Below are 20759 nucleotides of genomic sequence, written 5' to 3'. Positions count from 1 at the left end.
TATCCTTATTTCAATAAATCTTTCACAAATGCTTTTGGCTGGTTGTTCTCATCAAAGAGAAATGGCCAGTTTTTTCGCCCTCTGACAGGGAAATCATTTAACCACGTATAACGGTCAGATACACCCCAAAACGTCACCGCATGAATGACAGAGGCATGTTTTTTAAAAAGCTCAAAGAAGGCCTGGTAGCGTTTACCTTGTTTTTCTAACATCGCTTCTGTTGGTGCCGTTAAATCCGTGCGCTTGTCATCAAACTTAAACATGGATACATCCATTTCAGTGACATGAATTAAGACATCACATTCGCTGTAACGAAGGATCGCTTGTTCAATATCATCTAGATTAGGATCATAGAGATTCCAGTGAGCCTGCATGCCCATGCCGTGGATCGGTACCCCGCGCGCTTTCATGCCTGAAATAAGCGCATAAATTTTCTCGCGTTTTTCTGGGTTTGATTCATTGTAGTCATTGTAAAATAGTAACGCATCAGGGTCTGCCGCATGAGCATATTGAAACGCATAATCAATAAAATCTTCTCCAATGATTGATAACCATTTAGACGGTCTTAAGAAGACACCCGCTTCATCAGAAATTGCTTCATTAACAACATCCCAAGCATAAATCTCTCCCTTATATCTACCGACAACGGTATCAATATGGTCTTTCATGCGCTCAAGTAACACCTCACGTGTCACATCGTTCCCTTCATCATCTTGAAAGAACCAATCTGGTGTTTGATTATGCCAAACTAACGTATGTCCTCTTAAACCCATATCATGCGCTTTCGCAAAGCTTAAAAAGGCATCACTCACATCAAAGTTATACTGACCAGGTTCTGGGTGAATTTCTTCAAACTTCATTTCATTTTCAGCCGTAATCGAATTGAATTCCTGTTTTAATAAAGCTTGATCAGCTTTAATTGTCTCTTCGTTAATCGCCGCACCAATCAAAAAGTCCGAGCGAAAATAATCTTTTAATGTCGTCATCTCTATCGCTCCTTTATTAGCGGAAAGCCGCTAAATCATGACTGATTGATTTTGTTTGATTATAGATGTGTTGATACAGCTAAACAATTGTTGATACGCTTGTTTATTCGCCTCAATCGGTTGATAGCTCTTACCGTACTGAACAAAGGCTTTTGCACAACTCTTAAGGTCCGTAAACCAACCTGTACCAACAGCCGCTAGAATGGCTGCGCCCATACCAGGTCCTTGTTCGTTTTGAAGTGTTACGACTTCTGCATCAAAGACATCGGCTTGGATCTGAAGCCATAAGTCACTCTTAGCTCCGCCACCACTGGCGACCACTTTATTAATTGTTTTACCTTTCGCACGGAAAATATGCACCGACTCATTTAAACTAAAGGTAATCCCTTCAATCACCGCCCGGGCAAAGTCACCGCGTGTATGACTGGCATGCGCTCCTATAAAGCTTGCGCGAATTTGACTATCTGGATAAGGCGTTCTTTCCCCGACAATGTACGGTGTATACAGTAAGCCTTTCGCGCCAACTGTTGAGGCATTTGCCTCTGCGACAAGTTCTTCAAAGCTAATCTCTTTGGCGAACGTGTCTTTAAACCAGCTTAAGCTATAGCCAGCCGCCAGGGTGACACCCATCGTGTAATAAGCTTCTGGGTCCCCGTGGTTGAAGTAGTGGACTTGACCAGCAAAGTCTTTATCACCTGTTTCTTCATAAGATAAGACAACACCAGACGTTCCGGTACTGGCAAGCGTTAGACCATCTTGCAGAATCCCTGCGCCAATCGCACCACACGCATTATCAGCACCACCGGCAAAAACTTGGCAATCGGTTGATAAGCCTGTTTCTGACGCTATCGCTTCTAGTACCGTACCGGTTAAATCATGCGAGCCAACAAGTGCCGGGCAAAGGCTAATATCGACGCCTGTTTTTTCACACATGACTGTACTCCACACTTTTTTCTCAACATTTAACAGTAACGTGCCTGCTGCATCTGAATAATCCATTGATACGTCACCACTGATGCGGTAACGGACATAGTCTTTTGGTAATAAGAAAACATCGGCTTGAGCAAAAGTGTCTGGTTCATGTTTTTTCACCCATAAAATCTTCGGTAACGTGAACCCTTCAAGGCAGGGTTTTTTGTTTCACTATGAAGGGTATCAATCCCGGCCATCGTTTCAATCTCACGACACTCTTCGGTTGTTCTTGTATCATTCCATAAAATCGCGCGTCTCAGTGGCTTTCGGTCTTTATCTAATAAGACAAGCCCATGCATTTGACCAGAAAAACTCATCCCTTTAATCGCTGATTTATCATCTAACTTATCCGTAAGGGTTTTAATTGCTTCTTTTGTTGCCTTGACCCAATCTTCTGGGTCTTGTTCACTGTAGCCGGGTTGGTCATGATACAGTGGATAACTCTTTGATGCTTCGTCCACCACGTCACCGGTTTTTGACACTAACAACACTTTAACGGCACTTGTGCCTAAGTCAACACCTAATACATATTCCATTGTTTTTCGCCTCCATATAAATCATGCGAATGGCGCAGGGGGATGCACGATTCGCATGATTGGTTTGTGTTCACTATTCAACTATTTAGAGTAGGGTGTTAAAAAATAATTATCAACGATTAGATATTTAATAGATATTGGTTCATTTTCGCTTTGATCTTTTCAACTTGACCAGACTTAAGGTCAATATCTTTAATATCTAACGCATGTGCTTCTAAAGCAGCTAAGCTTGTTTTACCATCAACGATGTCTTTACCAATACCTGTTTCAAATGTTTGGTAACGATCTTTTACGATATTTTCAAAGAAGTTATCGTCAATCATTTTCTGTGCCACACGTAAGCCGACCGCAAAAGCATCCATACCCGCAATATGTGCGTGGAAGAGGTCTTCTGTATCAAATGAACCACGACGTACTTTCGCATCAAAGTTCAAGCCACCGCGACCAAGGCCACCGTTTTTAAGGATTTCATACATCGCAAGCGTAGTCGCATAAAGATCTGTTGGGAATTCATCTGTATCCCAGCCAAGTAATAAATCACCTTGGTTCGCATCGACAGATCCTAACATACCCGCTTCACGCGCCACGCGTAATTCATGTTCAAATGTATGACCAGCGAGTGTCGCGTGGTTGGCTTCAATATTGAACTTAAAGTGATCTTGTAAATCGTACTCGCGTAAGAACGCCATCGCTGTTGCCACGTCAAAGTCATATTGGTGTGTCGTTGGTTCTTTTGGTTTTGGTTCAATTAAGAATTGTGCATCAAAACCAATCTCATTCGCATAGTCTTTCGCCATATGGTAAAGGTTGGCTAAGTTTTGTTGTTCCAGCTTCATGTTTGTATTCAGTAATGATTCGTAACCTTCACGACCACCCCAGAAGACGTAGTTTTCAGAGCCGAGTTCTTTACCAACTTCTAAGCCTTTTTTAATTTTACCCGCGGCATACGCATACACATCAGCATTTGTTGCTGTACCAGCACCGTGCGTCCAGCGTGGGTTGGTAAAGTTGTTGGCTGTATTCCATAACAATTTTGTCTTGCTGTCTTTCATGTAGTCTTTTACCATCGCAACAATGTTATCTAAGTTTTTATTTGTTTCACGTAATGTGTCACCTTCTGGTGAAATATCAACATCGTGGAAACAGAAGAATGGGACATCCATTTTTTCGAAGAATTCAAATGCTGCTTCCACTCGTGCTTTCGCTAAATCCATCCCTTTTAAATGATCCCAAGGGCGTTTCGCTGTACCAGCACCGAATGGATCCCCACCGTCACCTGTGAATGTGTGCCAGTAAGCGACACCATAACGTAAGGTTTCTTCCATCGTCTTGCCACCGATTTTTTCTTCAGGGTTGTAGAATTTAAATGCATACGGATTGTCTGATTGACGTCCTTCATACTTTACTTTACTAATTTGATCAAAATAAGCCATGTGTAATAGCCTCCTTGTGTTTTTCGTTTTCGATACTTGTATTCTATCACGTTTAACTTAGTTAGTCTATCGAATATACAAAGTTTTTTTAAACTTTTTTTAGCGCTTACATTTCAGCAGTATCAACTATCGTGATTTACCACTCTAAAAAGTGTTGTCACACACCAGCATACGCCATAAAGCCACCATCAACAGGTACACTAATGCCCGTCACAAAACCGCTATAGTTTTTATCAATCAACCAAAGTAATGTCCCGAGTAAATCATCCGCCTCACCGAGTCGCTTCATCGGTGTTTGTGAGAGTATCTTTTCGGTTCTTTCTGTATAAGAGCCGTCTTCATTTGTTAACAGCGACCGGTTTTGTTCGGTTAAGAAAAAGCCTGGGGCAATGGCGTTGACGCGAATACCGGTCTCACCAAAGTGAACCGCCATCCACTGGGTAAAGTTATCAATGCCTGCTTTTGCGGCTGAATAGGCAGGTACTTTTGTCATCGGTGACGGGGCACTCATCGATGACATATTAATAATTGACCCTGCTGTTTTAATCAATTCATCGGTAAAGACCTGTGACGGAATCAAGGTGCCCATTAAATTTAACCGAAAGACAAAATCAAACCCTTCCGTCGTTAAGTCAAAGAAACTTCTAATTGCCTCATCAGTCACATCTTCCTTATGATAGGTTTCATTTGTCGTTGAACCTTCTGGATGATTACCACCGGCACCATTAATTAATAAATCGACTTGTCCAAATGCTTCCAACACTTCTTTTTTCGCCGCTTCAACAACCTCGCGGTTGGTCACATCACAAAAAACAGAAATGGCCTCACCACCGGCATCGTTAATCTCACTCGCGACGATATCACCCGGTTCTTTCGGATAATTTAGTACCGCGATCTTCATTCCTTGACGTCCCAGCGCGCGCGCCATATTTCCACATAGCACCCCGCCACCGCCTGTCACAACCGCGACTTTTCCTTTTAATGCGTGATGTTTTTCTAACATGTTGTTCCCTCCTCTAAACTGTCCCAAATCCCGGTCATATACATTGCCCCAAGTGCCCGGTCATACAACCCGTAACCCGGTCGTGCTTCTTCGCCCCAAATCATCCGGCCGTGATCAGGTCGTACGTAACCATCATATTGATACTTGTGCAGTAACTTGATTAACCCCACCACGTCTACTGACCCGGACTTATCATAATGACTCACTTCATGGAAGTCACCCTCCCCTGTATGCGTAATATTACGAATATGCACAAACGGTATCCGGTCTTGTTTTAGACAATACTCCGCTATGTCTAATAAATCTTTATCTCGCCTCGCGCCAAGTGAACCGGTACAAAATGTCACACCATTTTCCTTTTCTGGTAGCGCTTCAAGTAAACGATTGATGTCTTGTTTGTTTTTTAAAATCCGCGGTAACCCGAACACCGGCCAAGGCGGATCATCCGGATGAATCGCCATTTTTATCCCGGTCTCTTTTAACGTTGGCATGATCGCTTCTAAAAAGTAAACTAAGTGATGAAATAAATCTGTTTCAGTGACTGTCTTATATGCTTTAAATAACTGTTCAATATCAGCTAAGCGCTCCGCTTCCCAGCCCGGCATCTGATAGCTACCTGAAGCGTCTTTCATCCTCTTGATCATGTCATCTGGTGTGACCCCATCAATGACGGTACGTTCATAGCTTAAGACCGTTGAACCATCTTCAAGTGGATATGCGAGTGACGAGCGTGTCCAATCAAAAATCGGCATAAAGTTGTAACAAATCACTTTTACGCCGAAATCGGCCAAATTTTTAATTGTTTGTTTGTAGTTGTCAATGTACCATCACGCGTCGGTAAGCCGAGCTTAATATCTTCGTGAATATTAACACTTTCAATCACTTCAATTGGTAAGCCGGCACGTTTCGCTTTCTCCATCATCGGTTCAATCTTTTCTTTTTCCCATACGTCACCGACAGGGACGTCATATAACGCACCGACAACACCCGAAATGCCTGGGACTTGTTTCATATACTCAAGCGGAATCGTATCGGCGGTATAAAACCACCGTAACGTCATTTTCATTTAAGTCACCTCTTATGCATAAATTTTTCTTCCGTGTGCATCATCAATCCCTGATTTACGGTAAAAGTACGTATTGACAATGTCCCGCCATTCTTTCGCCATATACAGTTGATGATCGAGGCGTTCCATGACTGAGTCAAAGCGTGCCTCATCTATCGCACCATGAAGCGAGGTAAAATGCTCAATCATCTGTTCCACTTCTTCTACCCCTTTAAAGTGGGTATCGTAAATGTGTTGAATCACCGTTTTTCCACTATGAAGTTGATGCGTATATGGGACGTGGTGGAAGAATAGTAACAATTCATCGGGACACGTGGTGACATCGTTATACTTTTCAAAGTTTTTCTTGTGATACTGCGTGCTATAGCCGCTACCGGTTTCTTTTGTGCGGTCGACACCAACACCGTCCCGGTCTGCGAAGTGATACGTTCCCCACTTATCGTACTCATAGCCATCAATATTCGGTCCGTAGTGGTGTGAGATATTCACCATCCAACCAATCCCAAGTGGAGAGGTATAATTTTCATACGTCTCCCATGATGGCATGACAATGTTCAGTAATGTTTGAACCAATGCTTCATCATGACCGAAGGTTTGTTTGATCCACTCTAAGGCAATCACTTCAGACGAAAGGTCAGGATTCCAAATCATGCGGCCATAACCGTAAAGATTCAGCTGAGCCATTAAATGCCCCGTCCAGTTAACATCAATCCCCACATTTGATACAGCGACAATCCCACTATGTTTTTGGTTTAGTACGTTACCAGAAACAAGGTCCTTCACCCGTGTGTCTTCACCTTTTTGATACGTGTCAAAGTCAAGCACTTCCTTCCACTGCGGCACAAGATAAACGAGATGTTTTTGTTGGCAAGGTATTCCTGGGCAATCTGAAACTCGAGTAAATAGTTGGTTTTTTCTAAACCACCAATCAGTGGTGAGATCGGTTCGCGGACTTGAAAGTCCATCGGACCGTTTTTAATTTGTAAAATAACATTATCTAAAAACTCGCCATCAAGCGGTAAGAAGTGATCATACGCGGCCCGAGCTCGGTCTGTTTGACGATCACGCCAGTCTTGTTTACAGTTATAGACAAAACAACGCCAAATGACTTTTCCACCATACGGTGCGAGGGCTTCAGCCAACATATTCGCACCCTCAGCGTGATTCCTTCCATACGTAAATGGCCCCGGACGGTTTTCTGAATCGGCTTTCACTAAAAAACCACCAAAGTGTGGAATGTTATCATAAATGACTTTAGCGCGGTCTTTCCAAAACGCTTTCACACCATCATCAAGCGGATCTGCCGTTGATAAACCTTTTTCCATTGGTGCTGCATAGTTAATGCTTAAATATAAATCAATCCCATACATACTAAATATATCAGCCGTTTGTTTGACATCAGCTAAATAACGGTCAAAAATTAAGTCAGTCTCATTCTCGTGCACATTCACATTGTTGATACTGATCGCATTAATGCCGGTAGAACTGAGTAGTCTCGCATAATCTTTTACACGTGTACGGTCTTTAATAAATTGATACTGATCATAAAAGAACGACTTCCCCGCATACCCACGTTCAACTTCACCGTTCATGTCATCCCATTGATTGATCATTCTGATTGGGTTTTTAGGCGCTTCTTTCACCCCAAACTGCTCAAGTGGTGTTTTAAGTTGGATCTGCCTTAATAGATGGTACACTCCGTAGAGCACACCTCGGTCATCTCCCGCTGATAAATAGAGTTGTGACTGATCATATGTAATATGAAACGTCTCTTTTCCTTGAGTATCCTCTATCGTAATATGTAAACCATTTTGGTTCGATTGTGTTGTAATTGCTGGTTGAAAGGCACACATTTCTTTTAAACCTAACGATAATTCTGATAGTGCGGCATCTATGATGATCGATGTTTCTTTCACTGTCACAACTGACAGCACAGCTTCTATTTGTTGCTTGTATTCCTCATCTTTCACCGGATTATATTGTAACCAGGCCCGGTAACTTAAGACGTCAGCTTCTGTTAATTGATCAATTAATCTTTCGTTATTCCTTAACAACATTTCTGTCATCCTTTCTATAAAAGAAGCGTACCAACTATTCATCGGTACGCTTTTCGTTTTTTTATAAATTAACCTTTCACGCCACCTATCGTTAACCCTTTAACAAAGTATTTCTGTAAGATGGGTAGACCATAATAATCGGAACGGATACAACGACCGTCATCGCTGCCCGAACAGATTGTGGTGTGACGACATCGACAGTTCCTCCTTGGGAGTTAGCAAACTGACTGGCAGCACCGCCTCCAGAGTTAAAGGCAGCATTTGAGTTACTAAGTACTTTCATGAGTTCATACTGTAAGGTACTGAGCTCTGGTATCGATGAGTTGTAGATAAACACATCAAACCACTGGTTCCACTGACCGACTGCTACAAAGAGTGACACCGTCGCAATAACCGGTAACGATAATGGTAAAGCAATGCGGAAAAATTGAGTGAACTCACCCGCACCATCCATCCGAGCAGACTCGAATAACGTTTCTGGTAAGCCTTCAATAAAGGAACGAATGACAATGATGTTAAAGACACCAATGAGTGTTGGTAAAATATACACCCAGAAAGAGCCGATTAAGTTTAAATCACGGTGTAGTAAATACGTCGGGATTAGTCCGGCGTTCATATACATCGTTAACACAAAGGCAATCGTAATAAATTTCTTTAAGAAAAAGTGTGGACGTGAAATCGTGTAAGCAACCATCGCCGAAGCTAGTACCCCAAGCCCTGTCCCTATCACGGTCCGAAGGACCGACGTTAAAGCCGATCTCATAATGGTGGCTTCAGTAAAAACATGTTCATAGTTATACCAAGTAAAGACACGTGGCAAGAGACGTATGCCTCCTCTGATCGTATCAGTTGATGCATTAAGTGAAATAGCAACGGTGTTAAGTAGTGGATATAGCATCACAATCACAAGAAGGATCATGACTATCACGTTGATCGTATCAAAGATTAAATCATCGATACTACGGCGTTTTCCTTTTAAACGGTTAATCAGTTGCATAAGATCCCTCCTTTAGAATAAGCGTGCCTCGCCAAGTTTATGGGCCACTTTATTGGCAGCAAATAAGAAAATAAATGAAATAACTGTTTTAAACATCCCCGCAGCTGTCGCAAGCGAGAAGTTTGCTTGTCTAAGACCATATCGTAAAACAAAGATATCTAAGTTCTCCGCATAGTCCATGTTCATCGGGTTCATCAGTAAGTACTGTGCTTCAAAACCAGACTCTAAAATGTAACCAATGTTCATAATCATTAAAATAACGACAACCGGCTTAATACCAGGTAACGTAATATATAAAATCCGTTGGAGACGTGTTGCCCCATCAATCTCAGCCGCTTCATATTGTTCTTGGTCAATCATAGTGATGGCCGCAAGATAGATAATGGAGTTCCAACCGACACTCTTCCATACTTCAGATGCTCCAAGTAATCCCCAGAAATATTGTCCGACACCTAAAAACATAATCGGCTCATCAATAATCCCTAAGTTCATCAGTAAAATATTAATAATCCCGTCATCAACAGAAAGGCTGACGATACAAGACCTGCCACGACGACCCAACTTAAAAAGTGTGGCATATAACTAATTGTTTGTACAATACGTTTAAAACCAACGTTGCGTAATTCATTTAAAAGAATCGCTAACGTAATCGCTGTCACAAAGCCTAGCACGAGGTTAATTAAACTCATAGCTAAGGTATTACGCATAACTTCTAAGAAACGATCATCTTGGAATAAAAACTTAAATTGATCAAATCCGACAAATTCTGATTCTTGAAAACCTCGAGCTGGCTTATAATCTTGAAACGCCATTAACCACCCGGAAAGCGGTAAATATTTAAAAATAAATAGCCAAATGAGGAAAGGCACACTCATCAGTAATAATTCTTTTTGTTCCATACTTTTTTTAATAAAATAACGGAAGCCTCTCGCTGACTTTGTTTTTGTTTTTTTCTTAGCAAGGGTACCCGCTACATTGGCTGCATCTGCCATCATGTTTTCCTCCTTTTTTTACCTTAATTTAGAACAGTAAACCAATGGATCATTAGGAAGGGTTTTCTTTACTTCTTTATCTTAACCCTTCAAGGTGTCAATCCCGTTTACTCTTCTAAACTAAGTATGCGTTCGGGATAAACAAGGTGTTATCTATTATTCAATCATGCTTATGAAGAGAGTCAAAGAGTAAGTCAGACTTACTCTTTGACTATTATTTATTAACGATATTGCCAGTTACCTTCAATACGAGCTTTGACTGTTTCAGTAAAGAAGTTTTCATATGTTTCTAAACCATCAAGCGCGCGGTATTCATTAACAAAACTTTCCCATTCAGACTCAAAGTTTGCTGGGTCTGATAAAACAATTTGTGGGTAGTATCGTTTTTGTAATTCTTCTGCACGTGAAGCAAATAATGCCATATCAGAACCTTGCTCAATGTTCGCGCTCCATGCTGGGTACCATGGACGATCTTCCGGTTGACTAAAGAGTTCTGAGAACGTCTTAATGCCATAAGCATCTAAATATTCACGGTCATGTTCATCATAAGTTTCAAGTGCCACTTCTGGTTGACGACGCGGTTCAATAGCGTTCCCGTCAGAGAATGAACCACTTAAACGCGGCCAGTTCCATGAGTATAACGTCATCCCGTATTCATCGCGCATATCTTGATCTTTGTTAAGCTCGACTTGTTCAGCTGTATGGTAGAATCGACCTTCTTCGTTTACAGAGTAATGTGTGCCTTCTTCGCCCCACATGATAAGTCTTTGCGTTTCTTCTTGGATTAACTTGTCCCAGTACTGGATAATCCGCTCTGGATGTTCAGCATTCACTGTAATACCTACCCCGCGGTTTTGAGTGAAAGCCGCTGGTTCTAGGTATTGATCTTTAATGCCTTCTTCTAAGACAATAGGTAAAGCCATAAATTCATGATCTGGATTGCCTGCTTCATCTAACGTTGTAGCGCAGTATTCCATTGCCAGCCATAACCGAAGAAACCGAGCACACGACCAGAAGAAATTTTTGCTAAGAAATCATCGTTGTTCATAACGAACATTTCTTGGTCTAAATAACCTTCTGCATTTAATTCATTTAATGCTTTAAGATACGCTTTTGCTTCATCTTTATCCGCGTATACTGATGCTTCATGTGTATCCATATCAATTTGGACAGAACCATCATTAGGGAAACCTGCTAAGTGGTTCGGTGTATTTGAGAATGTGAAGAAACTTGTATCATACGTTAAACCTGTAAATGGCACCGTTTTCATGCCATCAACCTCAGGATTTTTATCAGTATAATCTTTGATTAAGGCTAAGTACTCATCAAGCGTCGTGATTTCTGGGAATCCCGCATCTTTAAGCACACCACGTTGAATCCAGAAGGCTCCTTGGTCAATGTTTGGATTCGGTACGTGCTCATTAATTGATGGTGAAATCGGAAGATAATAAATATTTCCGTCTGGCATAGTGAAACGATCAATATACTCACTATACATCTCAAGAATATTTGGACCATGTTCTTCTAACAAATCATTTAACGGAATGAAAGCTTCCGCTTCTAACATCATTTCAATCGCATGGTCTGGAATAACTACATCAGGATACTCGCCACCAGCAATCATAACCCCTATTTTTTCCATTAAGTCCCCAACTAAGTATTCAGTTTGGAAGTTAACACCTGTTTCATCTTCTAACATTTTACCAATCGTTGTTTCATTTGAATTAATATCATCGCCAGCTGTACCAATAAAGTAATGATACGTGATAGGTTCATTTGACGTTTCACTTGAACCTCCATCATCTGAAGACGATCCGTTATCGTCACCTGCCGACGAATCTGAATCATCGCCACCACAAGCAACTAAAAACATAAATAAGGCTGATAAGAGTAATACGAGTAGTGCTTTCTTTTTAAACACTTGACTAACCCCTTTCAATTGTTACTTTTTATTTGCTTTTTTGTAAGCACCTTCATTATAGCTTCCCATTTAGCGAAACTCACCTAGGTAAACTATAGCCGAAAGCCAGAAAAACTTTAGGTGAAGGCGCTTACATTTTAAATAACTTTAGATAGAAAACGAAAAGACTATAGGTGGTGTTGCTCATTATAAGATAGAACAAAAAAACTTAACGAGTGACCATAAGAACTATAGAGACATTAAATGATGACACTATGACAGACTTTATTAATATAATGAGTAAGTCACACCAATGGTGTGACTTAGTCTGATACTTTTAAATAAGCTTGTAATTTAGAGTCTTGCATCGGTAAATCAATCGTCACAGTCGTTCCGATGCCTTCTTCACTTTCAATCTTCATTCGGAACTGATCTTTATAGTATAATTTAAGGCGATAATAAATGTTCTCAATACCGACATTCTCACCCATCGTTGCACCATCTTGCAATTCCTTCTGCAGTCGAATGAGTCGCGACTCCGGTATACCTACCCCATCATCTTCAATAACAAAACGTAAACCAAGGGCTGTTTTAGTAATGGAAATATCTATATTACCCGTTCCTTTTTTCGGTTCAATACCATGAAGGGACGCATTTTCAACAAACGGTAAAAAGGATAAATTCGGAATTTCAAAGTCCGCTAACTGTTCATCAACATAGACATGATAGGTTAGACGTTCACCAAAACGATAGCCTTGAATTTCTAAAAAGGCCTGGATAAGACGGACTTCATCTAGTACCGTTACCCAGTTACTCCCCCACTTTAAAGAATTCCTAAAAATACCTGCCATATTTTCAATCATCAGCGCTGTTTCTGTTTCATCTTTCATAATACTACGCATTCGAATAGTCTCTAAAGCATTAAATAAAAAGTGCGGATTGATTTGACTTTGAAGGGCACTTAGTTGGGCTTCTTTTTCTCTTAACGCAAGTTCCTTCTTTTCAAGGTTTGCTTTGAATACTTCATTAAATAGTTCATTCATTTTTCGTGTCATTCGATTAATCTGATTGGCAAGTTGACCGATTTCATCTTTTGATCTAACGTGTGGATACTCCGCAAAATTTTTCTTTTCAATATGACGAGTGTGATCCAAAATATTATTCAACCGACTATGAAACGAACGCGATAAATATATGATTAAAAAGGCTGGTAAAATAAAGTTCATGAGACCAAGCAATAATATATACTTTGTTGAATCAGATAACTCTGCTCTATAAATCGATTCATCGACGACTGTTACGACAGACCAATCTGCTATGTATTGATCGGTAAACATTTGGCGAGTAATATACGGTTCTTTCACGTCGGTATTCTCAGTAAATATTGTTCCTTCTCTGTGGTTTTGATCCGTCGTAAAGAGGACACGGTCTTCTGCATCAAGCAAATACAATTCGCCTTGAATCGAGACATTATGAATCGCATCATTTAACATCCGTTCATCTAACTGAAAATGAATAACGTGTAAATAGTTTTATATAAGGAGAAATAATTGAGTTTCCTATATACATCTAACGATACACCCGCTTCATCCATGGCCGCTAGAATTTGTGGTGTACCGTCATGAGCTAAGCTATTATACCAAACGTCATCGCTATCTTCATTATTTAACATATTCACCCCCCCAGCATACAACATGGTTGGATTAGTCGTATAAAATTGGATGTCTTGAATGGCATTATAGAGCGGAACTGTTTTGCGGTATTGATGAACCACTTGCGTATACCCTTGAATATAATCAACAGGATTTGTGTATGTTGTATCAAAAAACTCATATAACCGCATATCCATATAAAGTGTCGTTGATAGACCAAGTGCTTGATCTATCAACTGTTTGACGTTTTCTTTTGTTTCTTCTGTCATTAAATCAGCGTCTCGCCTTTTTTGTTGAATGAAATTATCACTTGTCGTTTGATAAAAAACAATATTTGAGATAATGATAGGCAAAAGAACAGTAATCATATATACGATTAATAGCTTATTACGAATTTTCAAGTCATTAAATGATTGCCCTATCTTTTTCATCTATCATCCCTCTTTACTTTACTAAGAAGTCTTTTCTTTTAAATATGAAGGTAACACGTTTGAGTTGTTTGCTTTTTCTTCGCCTGACTTTTCTTCTGCCCAAGCGGCCTGTTTTCTTATCATACGATCGACTACCACATGTAACTGTCCCATCAATAAAAAACTAAACGGAGTAATGGATAAAAACGGAATAAAACCCGGAATCATATACAACACAAAGCCTAACACACCCATTGAGGCAACAAGGAGAATGAATGAAACCGGAGCCCCTAAAGCTAAAATAATACTATTCTTAATTAATGCTTTACCTTTCGCCTCGGTTAAAATACGAGTAGGGAATAGATAGAGACTTACCACAATAAATAAAGCTACCCCTATGACCCAACCAACCGATAAAAAGGTATGTTCCAATCCCGTGGCGACTTTTAGATAATTAAAATTAAAGGTTAGGAGATAGACGCCTAACATAAACAGAAATCCGTACCCATTAGCAACAAAAAAATGCTGCTTATAACTTTGCACAAATACCTTAAAGATTGAAAACTGTTTATCACCTTTCACAAACCGCTCCATGACACTATGCGTACTATATAGCGCAGGAAAAAAACCAAACAATCCTAAACCTATTAGGGTTGAAAATAAAAATAACAGTTGGATATAGACAAAGTGCCATAGCCACTCTAATCCTCGATAAAATGATGTAGATACAAATCCATAATTACTTCCCATAATCCGCTAGACGAATCGTCTAGCCTCACCTCCTCAACCTATTTATAACCAATCCTCAATTAATCGCTTGCTGAGTACTTGATGTGGACTGGACTCCACTATTCCAAGCACTAAATCACCTGGTAACTCATAACCAATTGCTTGCCTAAATGCGGTATTTGGCCTAAGTGGTAATAAGTAAAGGTGTTCTTCATTTGTGCGTTCATCTAATGTTGTATAGGGCGATAATGTTTCATCCAATCGGTCACTAAACTCATCAACTGGGGTTAAATAGTAAGCATCTAACATGAGTTGTTCTAATCCTTCATCCACAATAATGACATCCGCTTGTCGGTCAATCATCTCAATCGTTAGACGATCATGGGAGGGTAAAAACATGTTAACATTTACTGAGACACCCTCTGGTAATTCCTCAGCTAATACATCGGTGATATAGCTTTCCATCTCATCGGTAATGGTTGTGGGTACGCTAGAAATAAAACTGACATGAAAGACTTCTGGGTCATGATGGCTGTTGCTATTACCACAAGCCGTTAACAAAACCAGTATCATTATAATTATTAAATATATCATATTTTTCCTTGAAAAAGCGCTGGTCATTTTTTTCACCTACACAATCAAACGAACGACAAATGGTTGGATATACCAAACAAATAAGGTATAGACAACAAAACAAAACACGATAAATGGAAACTGTGCTTTTTGTTTCTTTTTCTGACGTTTTAAATTTTGATAAGCTTTGAAAGTAAACACACTTAGCGCAACCCCAAGCAGCATATGGAGCACGTGTCGATCTGATTGATAGAAATAAAACTGTAAAACGAGAACATACATGATTACAACCATAATCTGTGCCGTTTTTGGTTTCATCTTGTCACTTCCTTTATTAATGTCAGTTTTATCCTACCATATTTAAAAGCGCTTTCATCCAATTGTACTAAAGCGTTTACTGTAAAAACTATAGATTATGTGAATTTCTATAGTTTTTTCACCAAAACCTATAGAACCTCCCCTTAAATTAAAGCGCTTTCTTTTGTAAGATGAACGTAATCCAATGTTATGTTACACACAAGACTAAAGAAGGAGGGTTTATATGACCCGAGGTGCTTTTCATACAAAAGATTATACGAATCGTTTTTTAGCGTTAGGCATTGATCAACAAGCGATTGATGACAAGATTACTGATACGTGGGAACGACTATTCACCGACAAAGACCCTGCGTTAAAAATTTATTTTGAGACAGAGAATGATATGGGGTATGTTGTTGATACTGGCAACAATGATGTGAGAACAGAAGGCCAATCTTACGGGATGATGATGGCTGTTCAAATGAATAATCAAAAAGTGTTTGACCGCATTTGGAAATGGACAAAAACGCATATGTATATGGAAGAAGGTATACACCAAGGCTACTTTGCTTGGTCATGCCAGCTTGACGGCACAAAAAATGCCTATGGACCTGCCCCAGACGGGGAAGAATACTTTGCGATGAGTCTCTTTTTTGCTTCCCACCGCTTTGGTGACAAAGAAGCACCGTTTAACTACGGGGAACAAGCACGCGAGATTTTACGTCGTTGTTTACGAAAAGGACCGAATAATAATGGTCACACGATGTGGGACTTAGAGAACCATTTAATTAAATTTGTGCCTGAGGTTGATTTCAGCGACCCGTCGTATCACTTGCCACACTTTTATGAGTTATTTGGTGAGTGGGCAAACGAAGAAGACCGCGCCTTTTGGAAAGAAGCCGCACGAAAGAGTCGTGATTATATTGCTTTAGCTGCTCATCCAGAGACAGGTTTGTCTCCTGAATATGCCTTTTATGACGGCACGCCGAATCATATTCGTGGCTTTGGTGATTTCTTTAGTGATTCTTACCGCGTCTGTACAAATATCGCCCTTGATTATGAGTGGTTCGGTGATGAAGATACACCTTTAGCTGTCATTGACCGATTGCATCAGTTCTTTAAAGATAAACCGATGGCGACTATCGTCGTTATAAAATTGATGGCACACCATTTGAAGAACCCGCCCTTCACCCGGTTGGTCTCTTTGCGACACTTGCAGCTGGTGGACTAGTGCGTGATACAGCAATCGCTAACGACTATGTCCAAACATTTTTTGAGATGCCGCTTCGACAAGGTGATCGTCGCTACTATGATAACTGCTTATATTTCTTTAGTCTCCTTGCCTTAGCAGGACAATTTAATATGTATTCTAACTAAACTAACTGGAGGTAACAACATGAAAATTTCAAATCCTATTTTAACTGGTTTTAATCCCGACCCGAGTATTTGTCGTGCCGGTGAAGATTACTATATTGCCACGTCAACATTCGAATGGTTCCCAGGTGTCAGCATACACCACTCAAAAGACTTAAAAAATTGGGAACTCGTCTCACGTCCATTAAACCGTCAATCTTTACTTGATATGAAGGGCAATCCAAACTCTGGTGGTGTATGGGCGCCACAACTCTCTTATCATGATGGTCTGTTCTGGTTAATCTACTCAGATATTAAAGTGACGGATGGACAGTGGAAAGATGCGCATAACTACTTAACGACCTGTGATACGATTGATGGGGAGTGGTCTGAGCCCATTTATATGAATTCATCTGGTTTTGACCCATCACTCTTCCATAATCCAAACGACGGTAAAAAATACTTTGTGAACATGGTCTGGGACCCACGTGAGGGGCATCATAATTTTTACGGGATTGTTTTACAAGAATATGATCATGACCAACAACAGCTTGTCGGGGAAAAGAAAATCATCTTTAAGGGCACAGACGTGAAATTAACGGAAGCCCCGCACCTTTATTATATTGATGGATATTATTACTTACTGACCGCCGAAGGTGGGACGAAGTTTGATCACCAAGCGACGATAGCTCGTTCTAAAACCATTGATGGACCTTATGAAGTCCACCCGGAGAATCCACTCATTTCATCCTTTGCGCATCCGCGGATTCGTCTGCAAAAGGCTGGGCACGGCTCACTCGTTAAAACCCATACAGATGAATGGTTCTTTGTGCACTTAACGGGACGTATCTTACCGAAAGAAGAGGAACCATTACTTGACCCACGTGGGTTCTGTCCACTTGGTCGCGAGACAGCGATTCAACGGGTAGAGTGGCGCGATCAGTGGCCTTATATTGTCGGAGGTAACTATCCCAAAGATGAGATTGACGGACCGACTATCCAAGAACAACCGAAACCAAAAGTGGCGGAAGTCGTTCATTTTGATGAGCCGACGTTACCGCTTGACTTCCAGTCATTACGTATTCCTTTAGGTGAAGATATTTTATCACTAACAGAACGTCCTGGATATCTAAGACTTAAAGGGCGTGAATCATTAACATCACTCTTTACCCAAGCCCTCGTTGCGAGACGTTGGCAAGACTTTACTTTTGAAGCAGAAACAAAAGTTGAATTTAATCCAACCACGTTCCAGCAGCAAGCTGGTCTTGTGAATTACTATAACACTGATAACTGGACCTATCTCTATATCACGCACCATGAAGACAAAGGACGTGTGCTCAATATGATGGTACTCGATAATTTAGCGTATGCTCAACCGATTAAGGGTGAGGAGATTGTGTTAGGTGATACCGAAGCTGTGTATCTACGGGTAAATGTTGAGGTCAATGATTATTACTATAGCTATAGTCTGGACGGTGAAACATTCCACCGCATTGGACCAACATTTAAGTCATATAAACTATCGGATGATTACATCCGAGGTGGCGGCTTCTTTACAGGCGCCTTCGTCGGTATGTGCGCCCAAGATTACTCTGGTGAGCGCTTGCCTGCTGATTTTGATTATTTTAGATATTCTAACTAAGGATTATACGTAAAGTAACACCGACTTTGCGTTCAATCATATCCCCCAAATAGAAAGAGCCAGAAGAGAAATCTTCTGGCTCTTTCTTAATAATCGCTTGTTAAAACGGTCCTTTGTTTATTAAAAAAGATCACTTACACTCTGCATGAAATGATTCATTCATCATCAACAGTCAGAACTATTCGCTTATATGATGTTAAAGGTATCTTGCAATGATCTATTGCCTCAACAATACAATGGATCGTTTGTCCTTTTACAGTGTCTGTAGGTATGTTAAATGTACACGCTGTTATTACTTCATCCTGTATTAAATGAGATAGATTCAGTGAATTTGGTGCTGGCACATCAAAAGGATACGTCTGCGTTGCTTCCTTTTCGATGACTTCGTCCAAAGAGATTAGTTCTACCTGGCCTGGGTATGCACCCGCTTCTTCATATTGCCACCAGTTGACCGATAGATGGTGACCATCAGGATCTCTAGCGATTGCTTTTAGAGTAATTGTCTGTCCAGGTGCGACAATGGCGCTTTCCGTATTAATTAATTCAATTATTGGATGGTGATTCGCTTGTTTATATTCAGGCGTTACCGTCCACTGAAGCCTTGCCGCAAAGTCACGTTGACAAGCCCCGAACCAACGAGCAGATGCATAATCTTTAGATGCTACACCATCAGGAGCTATGTCTTTACCGTTTCTCCCTCCCCATCCACCATAGCTAGCGTCTACATGCCCCTCTAGACCGTTGTCTATTAAATTCATGAACATAGAGGTATCTCCTTCTGATATCCATGAACCAGGCTCTTCTATGTCTTTATACCAGAGAGAATACCCCAATGCCTTCAGTTGATTTGCGGTTAAATACTTAAATCCAAAGTAGTCGGTGATATCATTTTTATGCATGTATTTCCCATCTCCCCAGACCCTATAAAACTCACCAAACGGTCCGACACTTGAAATGTTTTCCTTTATCCATGCGGCAGAAAGATAATGGCGATCCTCAGGTTGAACGACGCTTCGCGCAAAATATCCCCAAATCGTTGTCGCCATTTGACGGAATCTAATGTTAGGCCAATTAGGATGAATATACGTTTCATATATACCGTCTTGATCACCAAAAGATTGTATAATCACTTTAGCAGACACCTTATTATAAATGTTCTCCCACTTTTCTGTATGAAGATATCTTTCCTCTATTGATTTAAGCGCTCTCCCTATCGTTGATTGACCTGTTCCAGTTAATACATATAACGGACCAGGCTCATCATCAAGAATAAGACGCATTAAATGCTCTGAGCCTTGAGTACAATGAGATAGATCACCAGGAAAGGCGATATTCCCATTAAATATTCGTTCGCGTAACTCGCTAGGGTGAGGGTAACCTTCAGCGTGAATAGATAGATTTTGATATACCTTAGCGTATATATCAACGGCCTCCTCTATAAAACGGCTATCTTCATCCCATCTCCAACAAGTTATCGGTCCGATTCCAAGATCAGAATGTTCAGACTCCCCTAAAAATCGTGTACCTTGTCCATCTCCCTCCAATGGTAACGACTACTCGAATAGATGATACCTTCTGTGTGAAAATGATTACTATACAGTAGATATCTGACGATCGTATTTAAATCATCAAGTTCTGGATCAAGCATTATGACTGTCCGATGTTTTATATTCGTCGACATATGATCACCTCTTTAAAATTGAACTACCCCCACCTAACATTCTCACGAATGTTTGAGGAAGGGGATTCCATAAGGACACCCTAAAGGGGACCCATGCTCGTTCAACTAAGCATAGGTTTTTCTACTCTCCAACCGTCGCAAACCTATTTTCTCAACATCTGTTAAAGCATGTTGGGGAAATAGTGTGTTCCAGGAACACAACTTGCTTTGGTCAAATCGTTCTGTCTGGTAGAACGCATGGGTTCTAACAAAAGACAGGGTATGCGTCTCTGGATGATAATGAAAGACAAAATTACCTGATTTGGCGTCTTTCCGTCCTGAAATGGTCATCTTACCGTAACGCGCCGCTGCCCAATCTTTCTGCCAACGCTCAGGATGAGCGTGATACGTCTTTTGTGTTAACCGGCCGCGGGCGAGTTCTTACTCCCGAAACACACACCCGTCACTTTGTTTGTCAATTTAATCAATTGTTTTTCATAG

General features: G+C 40.6%; 14 protein-coding genes and 6 pseudogenes. 2 read left to right on the top strand and 18 right to left on the bottom strand.

Annotated elements, in window-relative coordinates; genetic code table 11:
- Positions 1 to 5: 5 nt before the first annotated feature.
- The 15 genes and pseudogenes from JCM19043_RS05575 to JCM19043_RS05510 form a co-directional block, all read right to left on the bottom strand.
- Complete coding sequence (locus tag JCM19043_RS05575) at positions 6 to 986, bottom strand: endo-1,4-beta-xylanase (protein WP_062320717.1); 981 nt, start codon at positions 984 to 986, stop codon at positions 6 to 8.
- 16 nt (positions 987 to 1002) lie between these two features.
- Positions 1003 to 2494, bottom strand: a pseudogene (gene xylB, locus JCM19043_RS05570) (xylulokinase).
- Between the two features lie 119 nt (positions 2495 to 2613).
- On the bottom strand, positions 2614 to 3927 hold the full coding sequence (xylA, locus tag JCM19043_RS05565; protein ID WP_062320715.1) for a xylose isomerase: 1314 nt from the start codon (positions 3925 to 3927) through the stop codon (positions 2614 to 2616).
- Positions 3928 to 4084: 157 nt separating this feature from the next.
- Complete coding sequence (locus tag JCM19043_RS05560; RefSeq protein ID WP_062320713.1) at positions 4085 to 4930, bottom strand: SDR family oxidoreductase; 846 nt, start codon at positions 4928 to 4930, stop codon at positions 4085 to 4087.
- Positions 4924 to 5996: pseudogene (uxuA, locus tag JCM19043_RS05555) on the bottom strand (mannonate dehydratase). The gene JCM19043_RS05560 and the pseudogene uxuA overlap by 7 nt, the downstream one beginning before the upstream one ends.
- 12 nt (positions 5997 to 6008) lie before the next feature.
- Positions 6009 to 8053: pseudogene (locus tag JCM19043_RS05550) on the bottom strand (alpha-glucuronidase family glycosyl hydrolase).
- 68 nt (positions 8054 to 8121) lie between these two features.
- Positions 8122 to 9050, bottom strand: a pseudogene (locus tag JCM19043_RS05545) (carbohydrate ABC transporter permease).
- A gap of 12 nt (positions 9051 to 9062) precedes the next feature.
- Positions 9063 to 10045: pseudogene (locus JCM19043_RS05540) on the bottom strand (ABC transporter permease).
- 218 nt (positions 10046 to 10263) lie between these two features.
- On the bottom strand, positions 10264 to 11019 hold the full coding sequence (locus tag JCM19043_RS17405) for a hypothetical protein (RefSeq protein ID WP_231631418.1): 756 nt from the start codon (positions 11017 to 11019) through the stop codon (positions 10264 to 10266).
- Complete coding sequence (locus JCM19043_RS17400; RefSeq protein ID WP_231631417.1) at positions 10995 to 11963, bottom strand: extracellular solute-binding protein; 969 nt, start codon at positions 11961 to 11963, stop codon at positions 10995 to 10997. The genes JCM19043_RS17405 and JCM19043_RS17400 overlap by 25 nt, the downstream gene beginning before the upstream one ends.
- 302 nt (positions 11964 to 12265) lie before the next feature.
- Positions 12266 to 13435 carry a sensor histidine kinase gene (locus tag JCM19043_RS05530; protein WP_062320711.1) on the bottom strand — a complete coding sequence of 390 codons (1170 nt, stop codon included), beginning with the start codon at positions 13433 to 13435 and terminating at the stop codon, positions 12266 to 12268.
- An 8-nt stretch (positions 13436 to 13443) separates the two neighbouring features.
- On the bottom strand, positions 13444 to 14025 hold the full coding sequence (locus JCM19043_RS05525; RefSeq protein ID WP_062320709.1) for a hypothetical protein: 582 nt from the start codon (positions 14023 to 14025) through the stop codon (positions 13444 to 13446).
- Positions 14026 to 14046: 21 nt separating this feature from the next.
- Positions 14047 to 14754: a YesL family protein gene (locus tag JCM19043_RS05520; RefSeq protein ID WP_062320707.1), complete on the bottom strand. Its 708-nt coding sequence runs from the start codon at positions 14752 to 14754 to the stop codon at positions 14047 to 14049.
- A gap of 42 nt (positions 14755 to 14796) precedes the next feature.
- Positions 14797 to 15306 (bottom strand): hypothetical protein, encoded by a 510-nt coding sequence (locus JCM19043_RS05515; protein ID WP_062320705.1) that lies wholly within the window; start codon positions 15304 to 15306, stop codon positions 14797 to 14799.
- 57 nt (positions 15307 to 15363) lie between these two features.
- Positions 15364 to 15624, bottom strand: a complete 261-nt coding sequence (locus JCM19043_RS05510) for a hypothetical protein (RefSeq protein WP_062320703.1) — start codon at positions 15622 to 15624, stop codon at positions 15364 to 15366.
- 223 nt (positions 15625 to 15847) lie between these two features.
- Between JCM19043_RS05510 and JCM19043_RS05505 the strand changes: the two are divergent.
- Both JCM19043_RS05505 and JCM19043_RS05500 read left to right on the top strand, forming a co-directional pair.
- A pseudogene (locus JCM19043_RS05505) lies at positions 15848 to 16980 on the top strand (glycosyl hydrolase family 8).
- A gap of 19 nt (positions 16981 to 16999) precedes the next feature.
- Complete coding sequence (locus JCM19043_RS05500; RefSeq protein ID WP_062320701.1) at positions 17000 to 18598, top strand: glycoside hydrolase family 43 protein; 1599 nt, start codon at positions 17000 to 17002, stop codon at positions 18596 to 18598.
- 155 nt (positions 18599 to 18753) lie between these two features.
- Here the strand turns inward: JCM19043_RS05500 and JCM19043_RS05495 are convergent, their stop codons facing one another.
- From JCM19043_RS05495 to JCM19043_RS16295, 3 genes are all read right to left on the bottom strand, one after another.
- A complete protein-coding gene (locus JCM19043_RS05495) occupies positions 18754 to 20142 on the bottom strand; it encodes a nucleoside hydrolase-like domain-containing protein (RefSeq protein ID WP_062320699.1) in 1389 nt (462 codons plus the stop codon).
- Positions 20109 to 20279 (bottom strand): nucleoside hydrolase-like domain-containing protein, encoded by a 171-nt coding sequence (locus JCM19043_RS16300; RefSeq protein ID WP_156321344.1) that lies wholly within the window; start codon positions 20277 to 20279, stop codon positions 20109 to 20111. Before JCM19043_RS16300 ends, JCM19043_RS05495 begins: the two co-directional genes overlap by 34 nt.
- A gap of 105 nt (positions 20280 to 20384) precedes the next feature.
- Entirely contained in the window at positions 20385 to 20609 is a 225-nt protein-coding gene (locus JCM19043_RS16295; protein ID WP_156321343.1) for a hypothetical protein, read from the bottom strand.
- Positions 20610 to 20759 lie beyond the last annotated feature (150 nt).

Source organism: Halolactibacillus sp. JCM 19043 (genome assembly GCF_001310395.1).
GTDB lineage: Bacteria > Bacillota > Bacilli > Bacillales > Amphibacillaceae > Halolactibacillus > Halolactibacillus miurensis.
The sequence above is the reverse complement of the archived record's forward strand: the minus strand, read 5'-3'. Positions and strand labels throughout refer to the sequence as shown.